This window comes from Cohnella sp. GCM10020058 (genome assembly GCF_042683485.1).
In the GTDB taxonomy this organism is placed as follows: domain Bacteria; phylum Bacillota; class Bacilli; order Paenibacillales; family Paenibacillaceae; genus Cohnella.
This window is the reverse complement of the sequence record NZ_JBHUJV010000025.1, coordinates 401056-424976: the sequence shown is the minus strand read 5'-3', so window position 1 is coordinate 424976 and position 23921 is coordinate 401056. Positions and strand designations below refer to the sequence as shown.

The 23921-nt window shown below is 57.1% G+C and carries 17 protein-coding genes; 3 read left to right on the top strand and 14 right to left on the bottom strand.

Annotated elements, in window-relative coordinates; genetic code table 11:
* Window positions 1-23: 23 nt before the first annotated feature.
* Genes ACFSR7_RS35565 through ACFSR7_RS35555 form a run of 3 tightly spaced genes read right to left on the bottom strand, consistent with a single transcriptional unit; the run spans window position 24 to window position 3449 of the window.
* Complete coding sequence (locus ACFSR7_RS35565) at window positions 24-1622, bottom strand: extracellular solute-binding protein (protein WP_378169386.1); 1599 nt, start codon at window positions 1620-1622, stop codon at window positions 24-26.
* A 30-nt stretch (window positions 1623-1652) separates the two neighbouring features.
* Window positions 1653-2534, bottom strand: a complete 882-nt coding sequence (locus ACFSR7_RS35560; RefSeq protein WP_378169385.1) for a carbohydrate ABC transporter permease — start codon at window positions 2532-2534, stop codon at window positions 1653-1655.
* A gap of 15 nt (window positions 2535-2549) precedes the next feature.
* Window positions 2550-3449 (bottom strand): ABC transporter permease, encoded by a 900-nt coding sequence (locus ACFSR7_RS35555; protein WP_378169384.1) that lies wholly within the window; start codon window positions 3447-3449, stop codon window positions 2550-2552.
* A gap of 207 nt (window positions 3450-3656) precedes the next feature.
* On the opposite strand from ACFSR7_RS35555, the gene ACFSR7_RS35550 reads away from it, so the two are divergent.
* Entirely contained in the window at window positions 3657-5573 is a 1917-nt protein-coding gene (locus ACFSR7_RS35550) for a cache domain-containing sensor histidine kinase (protein ID WP_378169383.1), read from the top strand.
* Complete coding sequence (locus ACFSR7_RS35545; RefSeq protein ID WP_378169381.1) at window positions 5570-7081, top strand: response regulator transcription factor; 1512 nt, start codon at window positions 5570-5572, stop codon at window positions 7079-7081. The genes ACFSR7_RS35550 and ACFSR7_RS35545 overlap by 4 nt, the downstream gene beginning before the upstream one ends.
* 19 nt (window positions 7082-7100) lie before the next feature.
* Here ACFSR7_RS35545 and ACFSR7_RS35540 read toward each other — a convergent pair whose 3' ends face one another.
* The 11 genes from ACFSR7_RS35540 to ACFSR7_RS35490 form a co-directional block, all read right to left on the bottom strand.
* The gene (locus ACFSR7_RS35540) at window positions 7101-7691 is read right to left on the bottom strand and encodes an ankyrin repeat domain-containing protein (RefSeq protein ID WP_378169379.1); all 591 of its coding nucleotides are present in this window, start codon (window positions 7689-7691) and stop codon (window positions 7101-7103) included.
* A 34-nt stretch (window positions 7692-7725) separates the two neighbouring features.
* Complete coding sequence (locus ACFSR7_RS35535; RefSeq protein WP_378169377.1) at window positions 7726-8118, bottom strand: winged helix-turn-helix transcriptional regulator; 393 nt, start codon at window positions 8116-8118, stop codon at window positions 7726-7728.
* 134 nt (window positions 8119-8252) lie between these two features.
* Window positions 8253-8810 (bottom strand): 6-phospho-3-hexuloisomerase, encoded by a 558-nt coding sequence (hxlB, locus tag ACFSR7_RS35530; RefSeq protein ID WP_378169376.1) that lies wholly within the window; start codon window positions 8808-8810, stop codon window positions 8253-8255.
* Window positions 8811-8814: 4 nt separating this feature from the next.
* A complete protein-coding gene (gene hxlA, locus ACFSR7_RS35525; protein ID WP_378169374.1) occupies window positions 8815-9447 on the bottom strand; it encodes a 3-hexulose-6-phosphate synthase in 633 nt (210 codons plus the stop codon).
* Window positions 9448-10010: 563 nt separating this feature from the next.
* The gene (locus ACFSR7_RS35520; protein WP_378169373.1) at window positions 10011-10223 is read right to left on the bottom strand and encodes a hypothetical protein; all 213 of its coding nucleotides are present in this window, start codon (window positions 10221-10223) and stop codon (window positions 10011-10013) included.
* Window positions 10224-10622: 399 nt separating this feature from the next.
* Window positions 10623-13706 (bottom strand): hypothetical protein, encoded by a 3084-nt coding sequence (locus tag ACFSR7_RS35515; protein WP_378169372.1) that lies wholly within the window; start codon window positions 13704-13706, stop codon window positions 10623-10625.
* A gap of 11 nt (window positions 13707-13717) precedes the next feature.
* A complete protein-coding gene (locus tag ACFSR7_RS35510; RefSeq protein ID WP_378169371.1) occupies window positions 13718-16300 on the bottom strand; it encodes a glycoside hydrolase family 2 protein in 2583 nt (860 codons plus the stop codon).
* A gap of 3 nt (window positions 16301-16303) precedes the next feature.
* Entirely contained in the window at window positions 16304-19078 is a 2775-nt protein-coding gene (locus ACFSR7_RS35505; RefSeq protein WP_378169370.1) for an alpha-mannosidase, read from the bottom strand.
* A 24-nt stretch (window positions 19079-19102) separates the two neighbouring features.
* Window positions 19103-20704 carry a type 2 periplasmic-binding domain-containing protein gene (locus ACFSR7_RS35500; RefSeq protein WP_378169369.1) on the bottom strand — a complete coding sequence of 534 codons (1602 nt, stop codon included), beginning with the start codon at window positions 20702-20704 and terminating at the stop codon, window positions 19103-19105.
* Window positions 20705-20767: 63 nt separating this feature from the next.
* On the bottom strand, window positions 20768-21712 hold the full coding sequence (locus ACFSR7_RS35495; RefSeq protein WP_378169368.1) for a carbohydrate ABC transporter permease: 945 nt from the start codon (window positions 21710-21712) through the stop codon (window positions 20768-20770).
* The gene (locus tag ACFSR7_RS35490) at window positions 21706-22596 is read right to left on the bottom strand and encodes an ABC transporter permease (protein ID WP_378169367.1); all 891 of its coding nucleotides are present in this window, start codon (window positions 22594-22596) and stop codon (window positions 21706-21708) included. The genes ACFSR7_RS35495 and ACFSR7_RS35490 overlap by 7 nt, the downstream gene beginning before the upstream one ends.
* A 205-nt stretch (window positions 22597-22801) precedes the next feature.
* On the opposite strand from ACFSR7_RS35490, the gene ACFSR7_RS35485 reads away from it, so the two are divergent.
* Complete coding sequence (locus tag ACFSR7_RS35485; RefSeq protein WP_378169366.1) at window positions 22802-23896, top strand: GntR family transcriptional regulator; 1095 nt, start codon at window positions 22802-22804, stop codon at window positions 23894-23896.
* Window positions 23897-23921 lie beyond the last annotated feature (25 nt).

The following is a 23921-nucleotide window of genomic DNA, read 5'->3' as shown; positions in this document are numbered from 1 at the left end:
CCTTGGGCCTCCAGCTTATCCCGTTATTTAATGAGGCCTGCCGCCTTGAACTGCTTCGTCGCCTCGTCGAGCAAGGTCTGTCCGCCGGCGGACAGCCACTGCTTCACGAACCCGTCGTAATCCTTGGTGCCGCCCAGAATGTACTTGATGTCGAACTCGTTTTGCAGCGTATCGAGGTCCGACACGATCTGGGGATCGAGGGACAGCATCGCCATATCGTTCGGATTGGCCGGCATCTGCATCGTCTCGCGGTCCAGCTTCATCTGCTTTTTGTCCGACTCTGCCGGCTGTTCGTTGGTGCTCTCCACTACGCCGTCCTGCCCGGTGGCGACCCATGTTCCCCAGTCGTATGCGCCTTTGTTGTCCTGACGATATAATTCGCCCTTGAGGCTGACAAACTTGCCGCCGCCTTCGACATCCATCGCCTTCTGCCCGTTGACGCCGACGCCCCAACGCAGCGCCCAGTAGCCGTCGTTCGGATAAGTCGAATTTTCGATGATCTTCAGGATGCGTTCCAGCTTCGCCGGATCCTGCGCGGCCGCCTTGGAGATGGTGATGATCCCGCTGTTGATCGCGCCGGGCGGAAGATTGCCGCCTTCCGGCCCCCCTTTGGGCATCGGGAGGTTCTCGAACCAGCCGATGGTCGACCCGGTCGAGCCGGTGCCGCCCTCTACCTCGTTGACAAGCACGCCCGGATAGAACGTCACGCCCACCTTGCCTGCGAACAGCTTCGGCTTGCGCTGCTCCCAGCCTTGCGTATACCAGTCCGGATCGATAAGCTTCTCGTCCACGATCGTTTTGACGTAGTCGAGCAGCTTTTTGTGCGTGCCGTTGACGATCGCGCTCTCCGCCTCGCCACTGCCTGCGAAAATGCGGCTTTTGCCGAACATCAGCTCCAGGTTTTTCAGCTCGCCCAGATTGGCGCCGGCGCCGGCCGAACTGATGCCCCAGGTGTCGTTTTTCTGATTGCCGTCCGGGTCGTCGTGCGTGAATTTGCGTAAAACGTCCAGCAGCTCTTCCGGCGTCGTCGGCTGCTTCAATTGTAATTTGTCGAGCCAGTCCTGCCTGATTTTGAACGAAAACGTGTTGGGATTCGGCAGCGTCGGCAATCCGATCATTTTGCCGCCCTCGTTCACGTACGCTTTAGACTGATTGGAGAAGGTGCCCGACAGGGTCGGCAGCTTATCCAAATACGGCGTCCAATCCTCGAGCAATACGCCTTGCTTGTAAAGCTTTTTGATCGTATTGAGATCCCAGGCGTAGATCATATCGGGCGGATCGTTCGAAGCGAATTGCACCATGAGCTTGCTTTCCAGATCGGATTCGGGATAGGCGGACAGCTTGAAATCGACATTGTACGTCTCGTTCATCCACTTTTTCCACGGATCGTTGTCGTCGGTCGGCGTGTTGACCCATCCGTTCTCGATAAAGGAGATCGTGACCTTCTTCGCGGAAGAATCCGATGCTGCCGCGGTGCCTTGTCCGGCTGTCTGGCCGGCCGCCTGGCTCGCGGACGATGGACTCGGACTGCCCGTCCCGGACTTGTCTCCGCTGCATGCCGTTAATACCGCCGTGCTGAACAAAGCCATCGACACCAGTGCGCTTGCAAGCTTTTTCGTCATTTGCTGCTCCCCCATTGTCAGTTTCTGCATTTATCCTTTCACCGCGCCCAGATACATTCCTTTGGCGAAATGCTTCTGCAGGAACGGATAAACCAGCAAGATCGGCACCGTACCGATCACCGCGACCGCCATCTTGAGCGATTCCGTCGAGACGCGCTGCGCGGGATTCAGCACGGAGGTCGGATTGAAGTCGGAGCCGATATTCGCATTTGCGAACATATTCCGCATGATCAATTGCAGCGGCATCCAATCCGGACGGTTGATATAAATAAAAGCGTCGAACCAGCTGTTCCAGTGGGCCACGGCAATGAACAGCCCGATGGCCGCCAGCGCCGGCTTGCTCATCGGCAGAATGATGCGGGTCATCAAGGACCAGTCGTTCACCCCGTCGACTTCGGCCGACTCTTCGATCTCCTGCGGAATGCCTTCGAAAAATTGCTTCAACACGAGCAGGCTCCAGCTATCGATCAACCCCGGAACGACCAGGGACCAGAACGTGTCGAGCAGATGCAGATCCTTGACGACCAGATAGGTCGGGATCAGTCCGCTATTGAACAGGACGGTGACCAGGATGAGGAACAAGAACACCATGCGGCCCGGCAGCCGTTTGCGGGATACGACATAGGCGCCGATCATCGTCATGGTCAGCGTCAGCGCGGTGCCGATTACGGCCCTCAGCACGCTGACCGTCAGCGCGTTCGTAAACACGCTTCCGGCGAACAATCGCTCATATGCCAGCAGCGTCGGGTGGAAGGGAATAAAAATGAACCCATTGCGCTGAATCCACTCCTGTTCGCTGACGAGCGACATGGACACTACGTATACGATCGGATACGCCGAAGCCAGAGACAGGAGCCCGATGATGGAAAAAGAGAAAATCTGATAGAGGCGTTCGCCCCGGAACGGTTTCATATCCGCGCTTCCTTTCTACCAAATGCCCGTGCCGGCATATTTTCTGGCCGCTTTGTTCGCCGCCAGGACGAGCAGCAGGCCAAAGAAAGATTGAAACAGGGACATGGCCGTCGCCATGCTGTACTGAAGCTGCGCAACGCCTTGGCGGTAGATCCACGTATCGATAATGTCGCCTACGGAATACGTAACGGGATTGTAGAAGAGCAGGACCTGCTCACCGCCCGCATACAAGATCGAACCGATCTGGATCGTAAATAGAAATACGATGATGGAGGAAATGCCCGGCAGGGTGATATGGAAAATACGCTTGACCGGCCCCGCGCCGTCGATCTTCGCCGCTTCGTAAAGCGATGGGTCCAAGGCGCTTAATCCCGCCAGGTAGATGATCGTTCCCCAGCCGATCTCCTTCCAGATCCCCGTGCCGATCAGGATTGGCCGAAACCAGGACTCGGACGTCAGGAAGGCGATCGAATCGCCCGTCAGCCCTTGCCAAACCTGATTCACGAACCCCGTGTTCGATAGCATCGCATAGGAGATTGCATACACGATAACCCAAGAGAAGAAGTGCGGAATGTAAAGCACGGTCTGACTTACTTTGCGGAACCGGGAGGAAGCCAGGTCGAACAGCAAAATGGCCAGCAGGATCGGCGGGAAAAAGCCGAATCCGAGGCGCAAAAGGCTGATTTCCACCGTGTTCTGAAAGACCCTCTTGAAATCCTTGTGATGAAGCAGCGCGCTGAAATTGTCCCAGCCGACCCAGCCGCTCCCCCAGATGCCGCCGGTCAGATTGTACTGCTTAAACGCCAGCAGCACCTGAACGAACATCGGATAATATCGAAACGTAATAAAATAGATGATGACCGGTATAAACAGAAGATAGAGAATTTTGTGTTTCCCTATTTTCGACCGAAGCACGCGTCCCTCTCCTTTCGCCGCCGATGTATACGCCTAATGTTAGGGAATGGAGCGCCGAAAGAAAATAGGTCAATCCTTGCGCATGGGGGGACGATCCGACCTTGTCGCGCGTCGCAAATTGCGCATTCCCGCCGATCGTGATTAACTGAAAACATCATAGAAGATAACCGCGCCGTTTTCTTGGTTCCGGTTCAGGGAGGGGGGCCGTTGGAGCCGTTGGAGCCGTTGGAGCCGTTGGAGCCGTTGGAGCCGTTGGAGCCGTTGGAGCCGTTGAAACCGCCGAAGCCGTCGAAGCGCCCCAGTCAACGATGGACCATCGACAATTGGCCGATCGCCACCAAGCTGATCGTCGTCTACTCTCTTTTGATATCGGGGACGATCTCCACGGTAGGCATCGTTTCTTATTACTACTACAGCCTCTCCATGGAAAATCAAATCAAAGCGTATATCCCGCAGCTGCTCAGTCAGACGAGCCGCCATCTGGACACGTATCAAGGAGAGCTGCTGTACGTCACCCGGACGGCATTGGCCAAGCAGAACATCGCATCGATCCGCCGCGCGCTCCGGCAAGCCGAGTCGGACGGCTCGTCAAGGCCGCAGTCGCTGATGACTTCCATCCTGCTCAACGACGCGATTCGGCAGCTGAACATCGAGCAGCGGCAATATGTAAGCGGCGTGACGCTCTATACGCACGATGCCGGCGCGTTCTATTATCAGATCGGGGAAGGCGGGATGTGGCTGGACCAGCGGAATTACCGGAAAGAGTCGTGGTATCCGGAAGTCGACGAGAACAACCCGGTCCCCGTCATTTTCGGCACCGAAGCGCTCAAGGACACGCCGGGCACGCCGTCCGTGTTCAAGATCGTTCAGCCCATCCGCAGCCAGGACGGCCAGAACGTGGCCGGTTTTCTCGAAGTAGACGGCTCCTTGCAGCTGATCAACACCATGCTGCTCGACGTGAACTTCGGGCCGGACACCCGTCTCTTCGTCCTCGATCACCACGACCGGCTGATGTACGTTAAAGGCGATCCAAGCGTCGGCGCGGGCGAGGAATGGAAGGGCGATTTCGGCCTTGCCGGAGGCGATTGGTCGCGAGCCGGGAGCTCCCGCTTTGTCTCGATCGGCGGCATCCGGCATCTCGTCAGCTATACCAAGTCCGACCAGACGGGCTGGAAGGTCATCGCGGTCATCCCGGCCGAGTACCTCACCAAAGGCGTCAGCCAGGTTAAATGGTGGACGATCGCGGGCATCGCCGCAGGCACGACCGTGGCCGTCATTGCCGCCATCTTGCTGGCATACAGCATGACCCGGCGGCTTCGGCTTCTCGTCGTGAGCCTGCGGGATCTGGAAAAAAACGACTTTCAGATGCCGTTTCCCCCGATGCGGACCGACGAAGTCGGGCGGGTATGGGGAGCGATCAGCAGAATGGCGGGACGGATCCACGTGCTGATCAACGAAGTGTATCAATCGAAAATCTTGAAGCAGGAAGCGGAGATCCGGTCCCTGCAGAGCCAAATCAACCCCCATTTCCTGAACAACTCGCTCGAAACGCTACGTTATCTCGTCAAAAGCGGCCGGGCGGAATCCGCGGAGCAAGGGCTGATCGCATTGGCCGATTTGTTCCGTTATCATGCCGTACGGGAGCACGAGATGGTTGCCCTCGCCGTGGAAATGGCATTTATGAAAAACTATCTGCACATGCAAAAGCTTCGCTTCGGCGAACGGCTGCAAATCGAGTACGACATCGACGATGCCGCGCTCTCCGCCTATTTGCCGGGACTGCTCTTCCAGCCGCTCGTCGAGAACGCGATCATTCACGGCAGCAGCCTGTCCGGCACGATCGCCGTGACGATTCGCATCAAAGCCAGGCAGGGGCAGCTGAGCATCTCCGTCATCGACGAAGGCAGAGGCATCTTGCCGGATAAGCTCAACAAGATTTGGAGCGATCTGAGTGCCGATACGGGCCAAACGGGCAGCGTCGGCCTGCTGAACGTCTATCGCAGAATTCGCTTGATCTACAAGGAGGAGGGGGAAATGTATATTCAAAGCGAGCCGCATAACGGAACGATCGTCACCTTAAAAATCCCGCTTAAATTCGACTACGGAGAGGGGGTCACGCGATGAACGTGCTGATCGTCGATGACGAGGATACGATTCTGAAGGGCTTGGCCGCGCTCATCTCCGAATTGCCGGAGGCTGGAGCAGGCGGAGAAATTTACAGCGCGCTTAGCGGCGCCGAAGCGCTGGATCTGCTGTCTTCCCGCCCCGTGGATCTCGTCATCACGGACATTCATATGCCCGGGATCGACGGCCTATCCTTAACGGGAACGATCCGGTACCGCCATCCCGAGATTCCGGTCGTGATGCTGACCGGCTATAACGATGCCTCCTACATGCAGCAAGCGATCCGGCTCAAAGCGGAGGATTACCTGTTCAAGCCCGTCAAGAAGGAAGATCTCGCGAGCCTGTTCCAAAGAATCAACCTGCGAGAGACGACCGACCGCAAGCGCGGCCGGTTTATCCGCGAGGATCAGTTCGACGCGCTTGCGTATCCGGCGAAAATGATCGTCGCGTGCGATCTGGATGAAGGCGGCGGAGAAAGGCGATCTCAGCTCGGAAACGACGAAATGATCCTCTGGATGTACAGGAAGGTCATTTACGAGGCTGCCGACGGAATCGACCATATTTATTTTATCTCGGCAAGCTCTCCGTTAGACAGCTTTAATATGCTGATCGGCGCCGGCGCGGAGACGCCCGAAGCGGCTGCGGGCAAGCTGGATAAGCTGGCGGCAGCCGTTCGCGCGTTCTGGTCGGACAGCATCAAGCTCCAGATCAGCTTCGGCCTGTCTGCGACCGGCGGGACGACGCCGTTTCGCGCCTTGGAGAAAGAGGCCTGCAGCGCACTGTCTTATCGCGTCCATCTGCGCAGCGGCATCTACCGGTTCGCACAGGCGGCGCCCCTGCCGCTGTCCTTACAGGCCAAAGCTTCGCTTCAATCCGCGATTGAAGTCGGCGATGCGAGGGCCGTTCTCTCCGAGCTCGAAAAGGAACTGCTGCGCATCTTCGAGGGCCAAGCGGCGCCCCCGCTCTCGGCTTCGGAGGGATTGATCCAGTTTCTGTACGCCCAATTGGCTAAAAGCTCCCCCTCGGCAAGCCTCCCGCTCTTCAACCGAATTTCGAAGCTTATCGAAAAGCTGTTATGGTCAAGGACAAAAGAACAATTCCTTGGGCTGCTCTTGACCGAAATGAACGGTTGGCTTGGAGCCGTGCTTCCCGATCACTCCGAGTTTGGCATCGTGGCGCTGGCCAAAACGTTCATTCAAGCCCGATTTTCGGAAGCGCTCAACATCGGCGATGTCGCGGCGGCCGTCTATGTCAGCCCGAGCCATCTCAGCCGCTTGTTCCGGGCTCGCACGAATGCGACGTTTCTCGAGTATCTAACGAACGTTCGCGTAGAGGAAGCCAAAAAGCGATTGGCGGATCCCAAAGCCAAAATTTACGATATTGCTTCGCAAGTCGGCTACAGCGACTGGAAGCATTTCAGCAGAATATTTAGAGAAGCGACCGGCTATCATCCGAGCGACTACCGCGACCGGATCGTGGGCATGCAGGCGACGGAGACGGACATTTAGGGCTTTTCGCCCCCGCTCCTTACGCCCCCGCCTCGGTTAAAATGTCGGCGATTTCCCGGAATCCTCTTTGCCGCGCATGCATCAACGGCGTGAGTCCGTCTCTATCCGCGATATTCACGTCGGCGCCATGGCTAATCAGCAGCCGCACGATTTGTTGGTGCTTTTCTCCGCCATTGCCTAGAATGACCGCTTCCAATAAGGCCGTCCAATGCAGGTTATTGACGTGATTCACATCGGTGTCCGAACGGCTAAGCAGCGCTTCGACAACCGCGACATGTCCGCGTTCCGAAGCGGGAATCACCGCGATTCCCCCGAACCGGTTCGTAAGTCTGGAATCGGCACCGGCTTCGATCGCGAGCTTGACGATATCGAGGTACCCTTCCGCTCCGGCATACAAGAGCACATTATTTAAGCGGTGGTCGCGGATGTTGATGTCCGCGCCCTTTTCAATAAGGGCCTTTACGACTTCCGCCCGATTGTGATAGGTGGCTGCCACGACGGCCGTTCTTCCGTCGCGATCCGTTGCGTTAATGTCCGCTCCGTCTTCGAGCAGCTTCAGCACGCGTTTCACGTCGCCTTTTTCCGCCGAGACGATCAATTGCTTGTTCACGATACTCACCTTCTTTTCTGCAAACAACCGATTATCATGCGTCGGCTGCTGCGGTCTCCGGAGCCGTCTTGCCGTCTTTCCAGATGACCTGTTCACCGTAATTTTTGCCCCAATTGTACATCATCTTTAAGACGGGGATGAGACTCTCGCCATATTCCGTCAACGTATATTCCACCCGGGGCGGGACGACTGGATATACTTTACGGGAGACCAGCTGGTCTTCCTCTAATTCGCGCAGCTGATTGGTCAGCATTTTTTGCGTAATGTGAGGAATCAGCTTTTTCAGCTCGCTGAAGCGTTTCGTGCCTTCCAAGCCAAGATGCCACAAGATGATGAGCTTCCATTTGCCGCCGATCACCGCCAGCGTCAATTCCTTCTCGCAGTTGATCGTCGCCAAGTCGATTCGATCCTTGATTTCCGTCGCCATCGTCATCCCTCCTCTAGGCAGTATACAATGGGAGATTACAGGATGTAAAAGCTTATACCTTCCATTTGGAAACTAAAGAACAGCCCCTGCCGCGAAGGCAAGGACTGTCCGTTATTTGAGCGGCTGGCGTCCGCTTATTCCAGGTTGGCATGTCTGCCGTACATTCGGCCGGTGTCCTGTCCCTGCTTCTCCATCATCCGGAGAATGATTGCATCATAAAAGATTAACAACGTCTGCTCGAACAGCGAAGCCATCGGCTGTATGGTCGTATAGCTGCCGCTCGCTTGATCCTTTGGCGATCCGGGCAGCTTGACCACCGCGTCGGCAAGGCTTCCGATCGTCGACTCGGGCGCGATCGTGACGGCCACGACGGATGCACCGAAGCTTTTCGCTTTTTGAGCCATCGGGATCAAGCTTTTCGTTTCCCCCGAGCCGGTCCCGATGATCAGCACATCGCCTTTGCCGATACCGGGCGTAATCGTCTCGCCGACCACATACGCGTTGGTTCCGGTATGCATCAGACGCATGGCGAAGGCCCGTCCCATCAGACCCGATCTTCCCGCGCCGGCGACGAACACATTTTTCGATTGCAAAAGGAGATCCGCGAGCGTCTCGGATTCTGCATCGGCAATCTGCTCGGCGGAACGCTCGAGCTCCTTGACGATCTCGGCGACGTATTGGATCGCTTCCATGCGTTTAGGCCAGGCTGACCAGTTTTTTCATTTCGGCCGCAGTCGCCTTCTTGTCCGACTGACCGGTGATGCCGCCGCCGACAATGACCAGATCCGGCTGCGCTTTGATGACCTCCGGCAGGGTGTCCAGTTTGATGCCGCCGGCGATCGCCGTTTTGGCTTGCTTGACGACGCGTTTGATCGCCGCAAGCTCCTCGAACGAGTTCTTGCCTTCCGCCTGATGGTCGTAACCGGAGTGAACGCAGATGTAGTCAACGCCAAGCGCGTCGATCTCTTGCGCTCTGCCTTCGATGTCCTTCACGTTGATCATGTCGACCATGATCTTTTTGTTTTGCTTGCGGGCTTCCTCGACGGCGCCGCGAATCGTCGAATCGTCCGATACGCCCAGCACGGTGACGATGTCCGCACCAGCTTCGGATGCCTTCATGACCTCGTAGCCGCCGGCATCCATGATTTTCAGATCGGCCAGCACGCGCAGCGACGGGAATGCCTCCTTGATTTCCTTTACCGCCCGCAGCCCCTCGTTAATGACGACAGGCGTGCCGATTTCCACAATATCTATATGATCCGCCACTTCCGCAACGACTTGCTTCGCTCCGTCAATATCCACAAGATCCAGCGCCAATTGAAGTTCCATGGTATGATCTCTCCTTCAGAGGTGATTGTGCTTGCTTAGCTCTAGCCCATTGTAGAGTCATCGTTCCATTTGCGTAAGTAGGCACTTTCGCGTGAGGGAGTTACCTGGAGGAAACTATGGGCGGGAAAAAAAGACCCGCGTCGATGTAGCTCTATCTTCGTAATGTCCGTTTGCCACCGCGATCGCCTGACCGCTGCCATCAACGTACCAGACGACTATGCACCAGGCTTGCGCAAGCTGTTGGGGCCGGCGGAATAACCAATCTAATGACGGTTGGCGGCTGAGGAGTCACGTCTCGGGCGGTTATGACGGTTGGCGGTTGGGGCGGTTATGTTAATGTGCTGGCGGACACAGGAGACCTTATTTTGTGAAAAAGCGGTCCATACGCGGCGGTTGCGGACGGAGGTACGTTATTTAGCCCAATAAAAGCCTAAACGGCCTGCATTGGGCTAAATAGCGGATCCAGGGTCCACAAGCGCATGGGAATGCGAGAGTTGCGTAAAAATAGCGGATCGTGTGTCCGAATGAATGGGCACGAAGCGAGGTTTTTAGTATCGAATCATTTACAAAAATGCTCCAAAGTAATAGTCGACCGCTTCCTCCGAATAGCCGTCTTCCCCCTGCCATTCCGCGACCGCGTCCCAATCGCTCATTCCTCTGTGCTTGCGAGGGGTATCGCGCGGCACCAGCAATCCGGCATATCCCCAGATTTCCAACAACACGTCGCGCTCATTTTTATTGGAAGGGATCGTTTCCTTCCATCGTTTCTCCAGCATCCGGGCACCCTCATGATCCGCACATTCCCGAACGGCCTCAAGCAATCATCATTTCCTTGAGGTGGTGGCGACGGTCCGGACGGCAAGCGATGGAGCGGAGTCGAGTAGGACTGGATCCTAAACGAAGCTGCCGATAAAACTGCAAAAATACATCTTTTTCGCCTGATATGAACCATTTCAAAGCGGATGCCTGCAAATATACATCTTTTTCGTTATTTCATGCGATTTCCGCTTCTTTCTTTGAAATTTAGATGCATATTTGCAGGCATTTTATCAAGCGCCGCTGCTCGGCAGAAAATAGATGCACAATTGCAGGTATTCGAGCGACACGCGACATTGGATGTAAAAAAAGAACATCCTATACGACAGGACGTTCTCATCATACAAACGATAATAAACTTAACCGTATTCGAACGCATCGATCACGACGTTGTAATCGCTCGCGGCAGCGTGCTTCGTCCGGTCGACTTCCACCTTGACGGTGTGCGAGCCGGGCGCCAGATCGGCCGTGCTGTAGATGATCTGCTGATATTTCTTGGCGGCGCCGTACAGATCGACCGTGCGGACCAGCTTGCCGTCCACATAAATGTTGGCCCGGCCTTCGTTCGAGCCGAAATTGCTGATCACGTGAACCGCCGTGCCGGTGAACGTCAGCTGCGCGTTGTTGCCGGCGGCGCTGCCGAACGTCTCCGTGCCCGCGTAATCCGACGCGTCCGACCACTGCCCCCAGCCGCCGGTGTACGCGACGGATGCATGGCGGTCGTCCACCTTGGTCGCGAGCGACGTACCGTACTCGAAGCGGTCGATGACGACGTTCGCGTTGGTCGAGGCGGCGTTTTTCGTGCCTTTGACGACCACCTTGACCGTATGCGCGGCGTCCGTCAGCCCCGTTTTCGCAAACAGCACCTGGCGGTACCGCGCGTCCGGCGCATACAGATCGACGTCGGACGCTTGCAGCACGCCGTCGATATAGAAGTCAGCTTTGCCCTGGTTGCCGCCGTACTTGCCGATGACCCGGATCTGGCTGCCGGTGAACGAGAATTGCGCATAACCGCCCGCCGTGTAGTTGAACTTCTCGGTCGCGGCATGGTCGAGCTTGTCGCCGTCCCAATTGTTCCAGGCTCCGCTATAGGTGACGGCAGCGTCCCGATCGTCGACGTATTTGGTCTGCAGCTTCGCCGGCGCGCCCGCGGCGCTCCAGTTCACCGTCACCGTCACGCCGCCGGGATCGTTCCAGTATTTGACCAGCGCCGACTTGCTCTCGTCGTCCCATTCCTGCGAATACAGCGTGCTGCGGCCGCTGCCGTTCACCGCCGTCGCGAGCTGCGGCACGAGGCCGTCCTTGCTTAAGATACGAATCGCGCCAAGCGAATTCGACGCGCCTTTGGCCGTAACGACGGTGCTCGAAGCGCTCTCGGCGATCGCCGGATTGTTGCCTTGCGCGAACAGCACGCGGGGAATCGTCGTCACCGCGATGCCCGAGACGTCCTTCAGCAGCGCCGACTTGCCTTGCGCGACTTTGCGCGTCGTGACGACCTGAAGGTCGGGATCAAGCACGTCGATGTATTTGCCCGTCTCCACCGCCGTGCCGCTGATTGAATAGATGCCTTTGTACGGGCCTCTCGTATAGGCGATCGTGTTTTGGGCGCTCACCGACGCGCTCTTGTAGACGGAGCCGATATTTTGCATGATGTTAAACAATTTGGAGCTGCCGCCGGCGCTGTTCCCGAAATAATACGGATCGATGCCAAAGTACACGAACTTCCCGGCGCCGTAGCTCTTCTCGAACGCGATCGTCGTCGTCCCCTGCTTATACATCGGCGTGAAGCTGCCGCCCGTGTAGCCGATATAACCGACGCCGGACGTCGAAGGCAGCGAGCCGATGCCGGCAGCCAGCGCGGAGCCTGCTTCCGCCGACAGCGTCGCACTGGACAACGTGCCGGCCGTGCGTCCGGTCGCGCCGATGCCAAGCAGGCCGAGCAGGTGATCCTGGGGACTGGCGTAGCTGCTGCCGCCCGAGTTCCACCATTGGTTCGGCGTGTTCTCGTACGGCGTGCGCCCGCCGAAGTAAACGACGATGCCGCCGCCGTTCACATAATCCCGCAGCTTGATATTGTAGGCGCTGCTTTGCGGTTTCATGAGGTCGTAGCTCACGTAGACGACATCGAATTGGCTGAGCGGGTTCGCAGCGGCCGTAATTCCTTCGAGCGGCACGCCGTCGATCAGGAAGCCGCGGTGCAGCAGCGGCATCGCGAGCGAATAAACGCTGTCCTGATTGGCCGAATTGCCCGGGCCGCCCGCCTGCCAGTTCGTCGTATCCGAGATCAGGATACCGGCCTTCAGCGGGCGATTGGACGTTGCGATCGCGCCCGTGTAATTATGCATATCGTTCAAAACCGTAATCTCGTTCGCCATCGCGGTCTTGAAGCTCTCCGGCGCTTCGTTCTCGTCGATGCCCATAATCCGTTCCGGCCAGATCGGGATCTCGTACCGGTACGCAATCGGCTGCGATACGGCCGCCGCCAGCTGGTGGGCGTTCATGTCCGCCAGCCAATCCCATGACTTGGCCGCGTAGCCGTCGCCCTTCGGGTCGATGATGAGCGCGACGTCTTTGCCCGGATTCGCCCGGCCGAGCTGCGCGAAGTAGCTGTAATCCAGATAGCCGTTCTCGAAGGGCAGCGATACGGACGAGCCCTCGTACAGCACGCCGCCTTCCATCGTATTGGACCACGCTTGCCCGACGATGCCGTCGACGCCGGCGTTCGCCAATCCTTCCTGTCCCGCGTAAGGATTTTTCCATTGAAAGTAGGAGAGCTGGCTGTGCGCCGCAATATACGTTTTGACGGCCGGATAGTTGGTCTTGATATACCCGAGGACGGCGTTGATCTCCCGCTGCAGCAAGTAATTCCGCAGCTTCGAGGCTTTGAGGAAATTGGCTGCGCTGCCGGCCGGGTCGGCCCACGCCGTGCCGTAATAGGCGAGCCACTCGGCCTTGAACGCGTCCTCGTAGCCCGCGTCGCCGAAGATCTCCGGCTCTTCCAGAATGATCGTCGTCGCGCCCTTGCCGATCGCCTTGACCGCTTGGTCGCGGACGTAATTGTTCCAACCGGCGGTCGGCGTCACGTAGCTGTGCGTGCCCAGATGCTGCTTCAGGTTGCCTGCGGCGTCCTTCTGTACGATATCGTCGTGCGTCGATCCGTCGTAGAAGCCGCCGACATAACGGTTGTCAAAGTCGTGGGTGAATGAAATCATCGCCATCTTTTCGTAGCCGGCGTTGCCGTAGTTCGTGATCGCGTTTTCGTAGGGCTCTTTGTTGCTGATCAAATAAGGAGCCGCGGCGTCGACCGGCAGATGCAGATTGGTCCGATAGTCTTGCCCGGTCTGAAAAAACGTGTAGGCGTTCGCCTGCGCGGCGACGGCGCTCTGCGACAGCGCCGCGACTGCGACCGCGGCTGTCGCCAGCGTACGAATGGACTTTTTCATTCACGACCACCTCACTCGATAGTGGTATTCATAGCCTTGACGAGCCAGCGCCGGTCCTGAGGCAAAATATCCGCGAAGCGACGCTCTACGGACTCGCCGGGGAAAATCAGAAATCCGTCTTCCAGCGGCCGGACAACCGGTTGGTTGCCGCCGTCTTCAGGCGCCGTGCCGCTCATCCTCGCCCATAACGCGACCGTCTCTCCCGTATTTCGGACAGCGACTGTCGTTCCGCCGTCTTCCTCCTTCGCCTCCCATTCGATGGAGGTCGCAGGCAGGGAAAGAAAGGCTTGCAGCGGCGGTTCCTCTTCCCCTTGCTTGACGGCGAAGGCATATTCGTTGTCCGCCAGCGCTCGCCCTTCCGCGGCGTCGACCACGATAAGCGCGACGAATACGGCGGCAAGCCGGGGAACCTGGAATTCAACGGTGCCTGCTAAAGCGGTCGGATTCGTTATATCGCGCAGCGAGCAGGAGCCTTCCGCAAGGATGCCGCCTTTCTCGTCCCTTGCCGTCCATGCCACCGTCAGATCGCCCGCCTTCCTGCCATCCGCCGTTACGTAGATCGATCCTCTAAACGCATCGCCCGGCCGATAGGAAATGCCGTCGTACTGCAGCGAGACGTGCAAATTGCGGTTCGCCTTCGCCACCCAGCTGTAAGCCAGCTTCGGGTCGCCGTAGTAGTCGATCGCGCTCGTGCAGGATACGTTCGGATACGGTTCGTTAAGCTGCCATAGCAGGCTTCCGCTGCAGTGAGGCGCCCGCCTGCGGTTCGCTTCGACGGCGTACCGGATGCCTTCCGCTTGCAGCCACTGCGACGCCATAACCATCCGTTCGAACGTGCCGAAGGAGGCGCCGAACAGGCTTTGCAGCTGGTCGTCCATATTCCAGTATTCATAGCCATGCAACAACCACTCCACCGACCCTGCATGCCCGGCTTCCATCCGATGCGCCGGCATGAAGCGTTCTATGCTTTCGATCGAAGCAAAGCCGTCTCCGCCGTATTCGCTGTGAAGCAGCGCATCGCTCTGGTTATACAGCCGGTAATGCGCGGTTTCCCCCGCATATTTCCACGGTCCGTGCACGTCGTACATCTTGCCTTGGCCGGCGTGCGCCTCTTCCAGGAAAAAGGTCGGGCCTGAAGGCGAAGTGGGCAGGTACAGCTTGGTCTCGTCGAGATCGGATACCAGATCCCGAAGCAATCGCAGGTTCGTCTGCCTGTCGGTGAGCGGCACCATCTGGCTATCCAGATGCCCGCCCTCCGTCAGCTCGTTGCCGCCGCACCAGACGGCCAGGGACGGATGATTGCGTTTGTCGCGAATGACGTGCCGCATCGTATGCGAGACGGTATGGAGAAAAGCGGGGCTTGCGGACGGCTCGTTATTGAAGCCCGAGCTGGACTGCATCATCTCCTGCCAGACGAGAATGCCCGCTTCGTCGCAAAGCCTGTAGAAGAAGTCCTTCTCGATCAGGCCGCCGCCCCATACGCGAAGCATGTTGACGTTGGCACGTTTGGACAGCGCGATCAGGTGCCGGACCTGGTCCTCGCGGCGTCTGCCGTACAGCTGATCGGCGGGCACCCAGTTCCATCCCTTGATATAAATCGGCTCTCCGTTCACTGCCACCGTAAAAGCAAGCGCATCGGAGGGGGCGCCGGGATTGGCGCGGAACGACAGCGTGCGGAAGCCGATACGGCACTCATGATCGTCGGAGGAGCGATATTCGCCCTCCGAATCAGCCGCCTCGAGCCGCAGCTTCAACCGGTACAGCGGCTGCTCCCCATAACCGTTGGGCCACCACGGCCGCGCGTCCGGAACCGAGATGCGCTGCCTGACCGTCTGCAGGCCGGGAACCGCTTCGCCTTCAACGCTTGCCGCTGCGGCGAGCCGGCCGCCAGGTTCGTACAGCTCGGCCGTTAGCCGGAATCGCCCCGACCGTACGCTGTCGATCGCGGCGCTGACCGTCGCCTCGCCGCTTCCGTCCGCGCCGGGAACCGCTTCGACCCTGACGTTGTCCAGCCGGCTCCATTCCGATATTTGCAGGCTGACGCCCTTCCAAAGTCCGATATGCACCAGCCTCGGGCAGAAATCCCATCTGTAGCCGAATCTGCTTTTCAGATGGTCCACCTGCTGGGTGTAGCCGAGCTGCGCCACCCCGTCCGGCGATCGCTCTACGACCACGACCAACGTATTGCTCTCGCCGTACCGCAGCGATGCCGACAGATCGAATTCGCCGGGAACGAACATCCCCGTATGACTGCCTATACGCTCGCCGTTAAGCAGCACCTGCGCCGAATGATCGACGCCCTCGAGCACCAGCGCGATCCGTTTGCCTTTCCACGACGCTTCGGCGGTAAAAGCGGTTCTGTACAGCCAGTCCCGCTGGTTCACCCATTCGCAAGCCGGCGCGTTCGCGCCATAATACGGGTCGGGCAAGTAGCCTGCGCGGTGCAAATCCCAATGGACGCTGCCGGGCACTTCGGCCGGAATCCAGGGGACGATCCCCTTGAGCTGCACGCCCACTTCCATGCTCCGCCCGAACGCCCAGAAGCCGGGGTACGATCCGGTCAATTCCCAATTTTCCGTCAGATCGATGCGCATCGGTTAACGCTCCCTATTCAGTCCAAACCATAGCTTCAAGGTTACGATTTCCTTGGGCTTCGCCGTAACGCGCAGGATGTTCCCCTGCTCGACCTGGAGCGTACCGACGGTCTGCTCATCCAGATTCGTCCGCTCCGCCTTGATCACAGGATCCGCCGGTTGAATGCAACCGCTCGACTCGTTATTCGCGCTGTTCCACAACCGGATGATCCAGGCGTCGGCATCGTCTTCGGCCCGCTTGCAGGCGCTGACGATCAGATCGGAGCCCGTCAGGTTCAGGTAGGCGTGTCGGGCAGGCAGGTTGCTGTCGCGTCTGTGCAGCGTCTCGAAGGCGACCGGCCCCGGCTTCCGGTTCACGGCCCGAATGCCGAGCGAAAACTGCTGCTGATCGGCGAGCAAGTCGCCCCAAGTGGTAACGGCGGGATTAAACGGCCGGAACGCATATTCGAATTCCAGTCGTCCCAGCAATTGTCCGCCGTCGCCGCCGTCGCTCATCACCTCGTCCCTCGTGCTGCGGTACAGCGTAAGCGCCGCCGTCCGCGTCCGGTCGCTGCGCAGCTGCGCTTCGTAAAGCCCCTTGCTGTAAATCGCGAACCCATGCCGTTCGCTCCGAATGGCCAGCAGCCCATTCGAAGGCACGATCCCGCTGTCCTTCTCGATATGACGGCTATAATCCGGCAGCTGGACGCTTCGCTCCACGAGATCGAACGGCGTGCCCGTATAATAACGGTCGCTGTCGACGCGCGTCGGGAACAGCAGCTTGAGGCGGTGGTCGCGTACGCCGTTATCGACGATCGTGCGGCAGCGGATGACCGGATCGTCCTTGCGCAGCGTGATATAGGTCGTGACCGGCAGTCCGATCCGCTTGTCCGAACGCTTCATTCGGTCCGAAGCGATCTCTTCCGGCACTTCCAGCTGCAGCGCCAGGCGCAGACAGGTTTCCAGCGGCCCGTCGTGCACGACGGACACCGACGCGCGGCCGACCGTCGAGCTTACCGTCTCGTTGCCGACCGGCGCGATATACTGCCAGCCGTCCCCGATGTCCGCTTGATCCTCGAGGGCCAGCAAGCCTTCGGTTTCATAGCCGGTCTCCAGATCGCGAAGCGACAGCGTGCCGTTCGCCGCGACCTCCAGGCGCAGCTTGCCGTTTTCCCATACGTTCGGCGCTGTCTGCTGACTGCCGACGTAACGTACGGGCTCCGCAGCCCGACGGAATGCGTATTCTCCTTTGCCCGGCAGCTCCGATGCTTGCATATCGACGGTGTAGGTCGTATAACCGAACGCGGGAATGTCGCCTTTCAGCGCGACGGTGATCCTGTCGACCTGCTCCCCGCGCGGAAGATCGCGGTAGGGACGCCATCTTCTCATGCTCTGCTTCTTCACGCTGACGACCTGGAAAAGCACCGCTTCGCCTTCCGAGTCCAGCAAGCGGAAGTTCGTGCCGCCGATCTGCGGAGAGATGGCGGGCACGGCCGAATTGAGCGGCAGCTCCAATTCGACTTGCACCACGCCGTCGACCGGGCGCTGGGACGAATTGAACAGCACGGCGGCATGCCTGCCCTCCAATGCCTTCTCCGCGATATGCCCCGACACATAATTGAACGCTTCGGTCAGCATGCCTTCCCCGAGCGAACGGCTCTGGGCAAAGCGATACAGCATATCCTCGTGCACCGGCGTGATCGAGCATCCGCATATCGAGTCGTGCGGATGGTTCTCAAGCAGATGCTTCCAGGCCTGATCGAGAAACGCTTTCGGGTAAGGTCGGCCTTCCCGCGACGCAAACGAGCTCCACGGCTCCGCCCACCCGGTCAGCAAGTTCTCGCAGTGCTGATTGTGCTGCTTGAGATGGACGCGGGACGAAAGAACGTTCGCCAGCACCATGTTATTGACGCCGTTATAGCCGGGCATGCGCTGCTCGCCCTTGAACACTTCAAGCTCGCCGATCCGGGCGCGCAGCGCTGCGACATAAGCTTCGATCGTGCTATGCGCCCACGCGACGCCCGGCGTCCTTTCGTTTAACCGCTCCAGCATCCATCCGAGATTCGGTTCGATCTCAATGTGGTCGCAGCCGTCGAGACTGATCGCAATGTCCGTCGTCGCGCGTTTGGCTTTGTACGCGAGCATCCCCTCGGCGCGCTCGATCAGCTCTTCCTCCTCGTACTGAAATCCCCGGTCCACGAACGGCCAGCGCAGGAAGAAGTAAAAGTCGCTGTACGATCGGTCTTCATCCAGCTTCAAGCCAAGCAATCGGCTGCCGTCGGCGCCTTCCCACCACAATTCCGCAGGATCCGCGTTGCCGTAAAAGCCGCGGAACAAAACCGCATTATCGATGCCGAAACCTTGGAAAATTTGCGGCATCTGGCTGTTGTGTCCGAAAATATCGTTCACGTAGCCGGACTTCATAGGCTCGAACCCCATTTGACGCGATTGCCGGAAGCCGGTCAGCAAGTTGCGCACAAGCGACTCCCCGCTCACGAGAAATTCGTCCGGCATCACATACCAGGGTCCCGCAATCAATCTGCCCTCCCGCAAATGCTTCAACAGCTCATCTTTTCGTTCCGGGCGTATTTGCAGGTAATCCTCGATCATGATCGTCTGACCGTCCAGCATGAAGTGACGATAAGAATCGTCCTTCTGCAGACGTTCAAGTAATTCATCCATCATATAGACGAGCCGTGTCCGGAAGCTTTGGAAGTCCTGGTACCATTCCCTGTCCCAGTGCGTATGAGAGACGACGAATACTTTGCCGAGCTGCTTGCTCTGTTGCTGTAGGGTCATTCTCCGTATTCTCCTATCCTCTTTTTAATACTTGGGCTTCGTTTTATTTTTCTGAAGCGCGTTGACTTCGTCGACGATCTTCTGTCCGCCGGCCTTCAGATACTTGTCGATGGCCGTATCCCATTCCTGTTCCGTCACCTTGTCGTTGATAATCGCGCCGTCGATGACCGATTGCAGGTAATCGGTGTACAGCTGCGCGCCTTGCTCGACTTCAAGCGGAGAAAAGACGGTCGGATTGCGGTATTCCGGATATTGAACGGCGTTGTAGGCCTCAAATTTGGCTTTGGCGTCCGCGAAGGCTTCTCCGACGCCGGAGCCTTCGTAGGTCGCTTCGATCGTGTCCCAATCCAGCGCTTCGGACATCGGCTGCAGGAACTTCAGCGGTTCGATCTGACCTGTCTTATAATCCGCTGCCTTCTCGTCTTCTCCCAGCAGCACCTTCTTGCCGTCTACCACGTTGTAGGTCTTGCCTTCGACGCCGTATCTTCTAAAGTCGCTGCCTTCCGTAAGCGTCCAGTTGAGCACGCGGAAGAATCCGTCGGGATCGGACATTTTCGCGTTCACGTACATGCCTCTGTCCCAAGCGCCGAACGGGCGAATGCCGCCCATCGCGCCGCCCGGGCCTTCCAGCGGCGGGAGAATGCCGATCTTCGCTTCCGGATGCGTCTTCTTCAAGGTCGAGTAGATCTCCGGACCGTAACCCCAGTTGATGCCGAGCACCGCCGCCTGGCCGGAAGTAAACTTTTGCTTGGCGTGATCCCAGTTTTTCGCCATCAGAAATTCCTTGTCCAGCAGCCCCTTGGCCCTCAGGTCTTTCAAGTAAAAGTAGTATTCCTTCATCTCTTTCGTCAGATAGAAAGGAACGATCGTATTCGGGTTTTCTTTGTCTTCTCCGGTCGCCGGTCCCCAACCGAAATGCGTGAAGCCAAACGAGGTCGACAGTGCGCCAAGTCCCCAGATCGTATCCTGGGCGGTCAGCGGAATCATCTTGGCATCGCTTTGCTTGATTTTGGCCAAGGCATCTTCCAGCTCTTTAACCGTCTTCGGTTCCGGAATGCCGAGCTTCTCGAAGATGTCCTGGCGGTAGTACATAAAGATCGGAATAAGCGGATTGGATACGTTGGGGATAAAATAAATATTGCCTTTGTCGTCCGTCAGCATATCCCACACCGATTGCGGCACGGCTTCCTTGATGGCGGGGTATTTATCGAGGTATTCGTTAATTCTCAAAAAGGCGCCCTGGTCCTGCATATCCTTGAACTTCTTGTCCGTCGGTCCCGCTGCCCAGAACACGTCGGGAATGTCGCCGGATGCGATGACGGTCATGATTTTCTGGTCGTATTCGGTTACGGGTATGATCTGTACGTCGATTTTTGCATTGGCTTTCTCGAACATCTCTTTCTCGTAGGCGCCGCCTTTCGTATAGGTGGCCGCCCCCCACACCGGCCGGACATAACTGAACTTGGCCGTCTTTTCTTTACTCCCCGCAGACGCGCTTGCAGTCTGCTCTCCTCCCTGAGCCGAGCTCGACTCGCTTGCTTTTCCGTTTTCTTTGTTGCCGGAGCAAGCCGCTAGCATTGTCGCAATCATTGCCAGAACGAGCAGAATAAGTCCACGCTTACGCATGTTGCACGACACCCCTTCGCCAATTGTTTTATATGAAAAATCCTGGCGGATCTCCCAACGCGCTTAACCTTTCACGGAGCCTAGCATGATGCCTTTTACGAAATACTTCTGGAGAAACGGATAGACCAGCAGGATCGGTACGATCGAGAAAATGATGGCCGCCGCCTTGATATTTTCGGGCGTCAGCATGATCTTGGTCGCATCTTGCCCGATCACCGCCGTTACCCCTCGCGTATTGAGCGCATTCATATCGATGACGATCGAACGAAGCAGCACCTGAAGCGGCCATTTCGTATTATCGTTCAGAAAAAACAGGCCGGTAAAAAAGTCGTTCCAGTGGCCCACGGCGTAAAAAAGGCCGATCGTCGCGATTGCCGGCTTCGAGAGCGGGATGATCATCTTCCACAAGATCCCCATATCGGAAGCCCCGTCGATCCGCATCGCCTCCTCCAGCTCCTCCGGAATGCTCCAGAAGAAATTGCGCATCAGGATCAGGTTAAAAGGAACGACCATGCCCGATACGACCAGCACCCAGATGTTATTGAGCAGGTGCAGTTCCTTGAGCAGCATGTAGGTCGGGATCAGTCCCGCCCCGAACAGCATGGGGAAGATGCAGATCCATAGCAGAAATTTGTTGCCCGGCAGCGCGGTTTTGGATAGCGAGTAGGCTCCGGTTATCGTAAAGGCCAGATTGCAGAGCGTGCCGGCGACCGTGGCAAAGACGGTGACGGAAAACGACTTCAGCAAGATGGAGGTCGAAAAAATATATTCGTAGGCCGCAAAGGTAAAGCTGTAAGGCATAATCATGAGCGGGTGCTTAAAAATCGCGTCCGCCTCGCTGAACGACATCGCGAACACATTCAGAATCGGCAGCAAGGTGACGAGCGCCATCGCGGTCAGGACGAGATAAATCAAGGTCTGCACCCATACCGGATTGCGGTCCAAGCTTTTGGGGCGGTTGATGAGCGCTAATTCATTCGTTTCAGCTTGAACCGTTGGATTTACCACAGCGACTTCTCTCCTGTCCGTCGAATGATATGATTGGCCGACACGATCAAGATCGCAGCGATCACGCCTTTAAAGAGGCCGACTGCCGTGGCTAATCCATAATTCGCTTCCAGCAGTCCTACGCGGTACACGTAAGTGTCGATAATGTCCCCGACGCTATAGACAACCGGATTGGACAGGATCAGGATCTGCTCGAAGCCGGCATCCAGAATGCTTCCCAGCTGAAGAATGAGCAGCATCGCGATCATCGGCCGAATGCCCGTCAGCGTAATATGCCAAATCTGCCGGAGCTTGCTCGCGCCGTCTATTTTCGCGGCTTCGTACAGATGAGGATCGATGCCGGTCAACGCAGCCAGGTAGATGATCGCCGCCCATCCGAACTCCTTCAGGATGCCGGTGACGACGACCAGCGGGCGGAACAGATCCGGGTTGGCCGACAGATTGATCGATTCGATGCCGACCTTTTCAAGCAATAGATTGATGATGCCGGACGGGCCGACGACATTGTAGATAATGCCTCCGAAGATGACCCACGACAGAAAGTGCGGAAAATAGGCGATCGTCTGAATGCTTCGCTTGAACCACATGACGCGCACTTCATTCAGCAGCAGGGCGAAGAGGATCGGGACGGGAAAACCGAAAATAATTCTGTAAAAGCTGATCAATACCGTATTGCGGATCAGTTCGGGGAACTTCACGGAAGAGAACATCGTCTCGAAATTTTTCCACCCGACCCAGGGGCTATCTCCTATGCCCAAAAACGGTTGAAAGTTTTTGAAGGCAATAACGACGCCGTAAAACGGAATATAGCTGAACAAGATAAAATACAGCACCGTGGGCGTCAGCAATAAGTAAAAGTATCGCCATTTCCAAATCGTACGCAAATGCCTTCCCCCAGACTCGAGATTTATGTATCCGCTTTCTTTCAGCAACATCATAGTACACATATTGTCTTATGTCAATATTAATTATGTTATATTTATATCATACATTTAAATTAGATTGAGCAATTCAGCTTACCCTGATTGCGTCTGTAATAGCATAATGTTATATTACTTTATAATACCTTTTGACGAGAGGAATATGTCCTTGACCTCCGATAATCAGCCGTTATACCTCCAGATCAGAGATATGCTTAGAGAAAAGATCAATCAGGGCGAATTAAAGCCCGGGGACCAGATTCCAACCGAGTCGGAGCTTGTCCTGCAGCACGGCGTCAGCCGCATTACGATCAAGAGCGCGCTCAAGATGCTTGTCGAAGACGGCCTGATCTATCGAATCGCAGGGAAAGGCACGTTTGTGTCCGATCCCGATTCTTCCGAGCCGATCCCGATCGATTTGAACGCCCCTTATAAAAAAGTGGGCTTTTTGAGTCCGCTCGCCAACGACGAGTTTTCGATGAAGCTGCTGCTCGGCGTGCAGGAAGCTTGCAAGGAACAGAATTTGATTCTTATCGTGCGGTCTGCTTCGACGCAGTTCGAGGAACAGGAAGGCATTCGGTTCCTGCGCGCCGCGGGCGTGGACGGACTGCTCATTTTTCCGGTAGACGGAGAAGCGTACAGCGAGGCCGTATTGAATTTAAAGACGGAAGGCTTCCCTTTTGTTCTCATCGACCGCTATCTGCCGGGCATTAAAACGAATGCCGTCTATTCCGACAATTTTGCCGGCGGAAGCATGGGCACCGAATTTTTGGTTCAAAAAGGCCATCGCCAAATCGGGATCATATCGGGCACCAAATCCAAAACGTCCAGCTCCGAAGACCGCTTCTCCGGGTATCTGGATATGGCCAAAAAAGCCGGGCTCAAAATCGAACCCGCGCACTGGCTGACCCGGATTGACGAGGTCACTTATATGGACCCCAATTTCGGTCGTGATATGATTGGAAAGTGGCTTGAATCCCAACCCGAAATTACGGCCATTTTTGCTTTTTCAAGCGCCATCGCTCTTTATGTAGCGGATGTAGCGGCGATGATGGGCAAAAAGGTGCCCGAGGAGCTTGCCATTCTTTCCTTCGACGCTCCCCCGATCCGCGATTTTCAAGGGTGCTGGTTCACTTACATCGAGCAGCAGGAAGATAAAATGGGAGAAGAAGCGATCGGCTTGCTGCTGGCGGCCATCGAAGATCCCGCCATCAACCGGCAAATCGTCATTCCCGTTAAGTTGAACGAAGGACGGACGACGTAAATCATCGCGGAACAAACGAACCGCC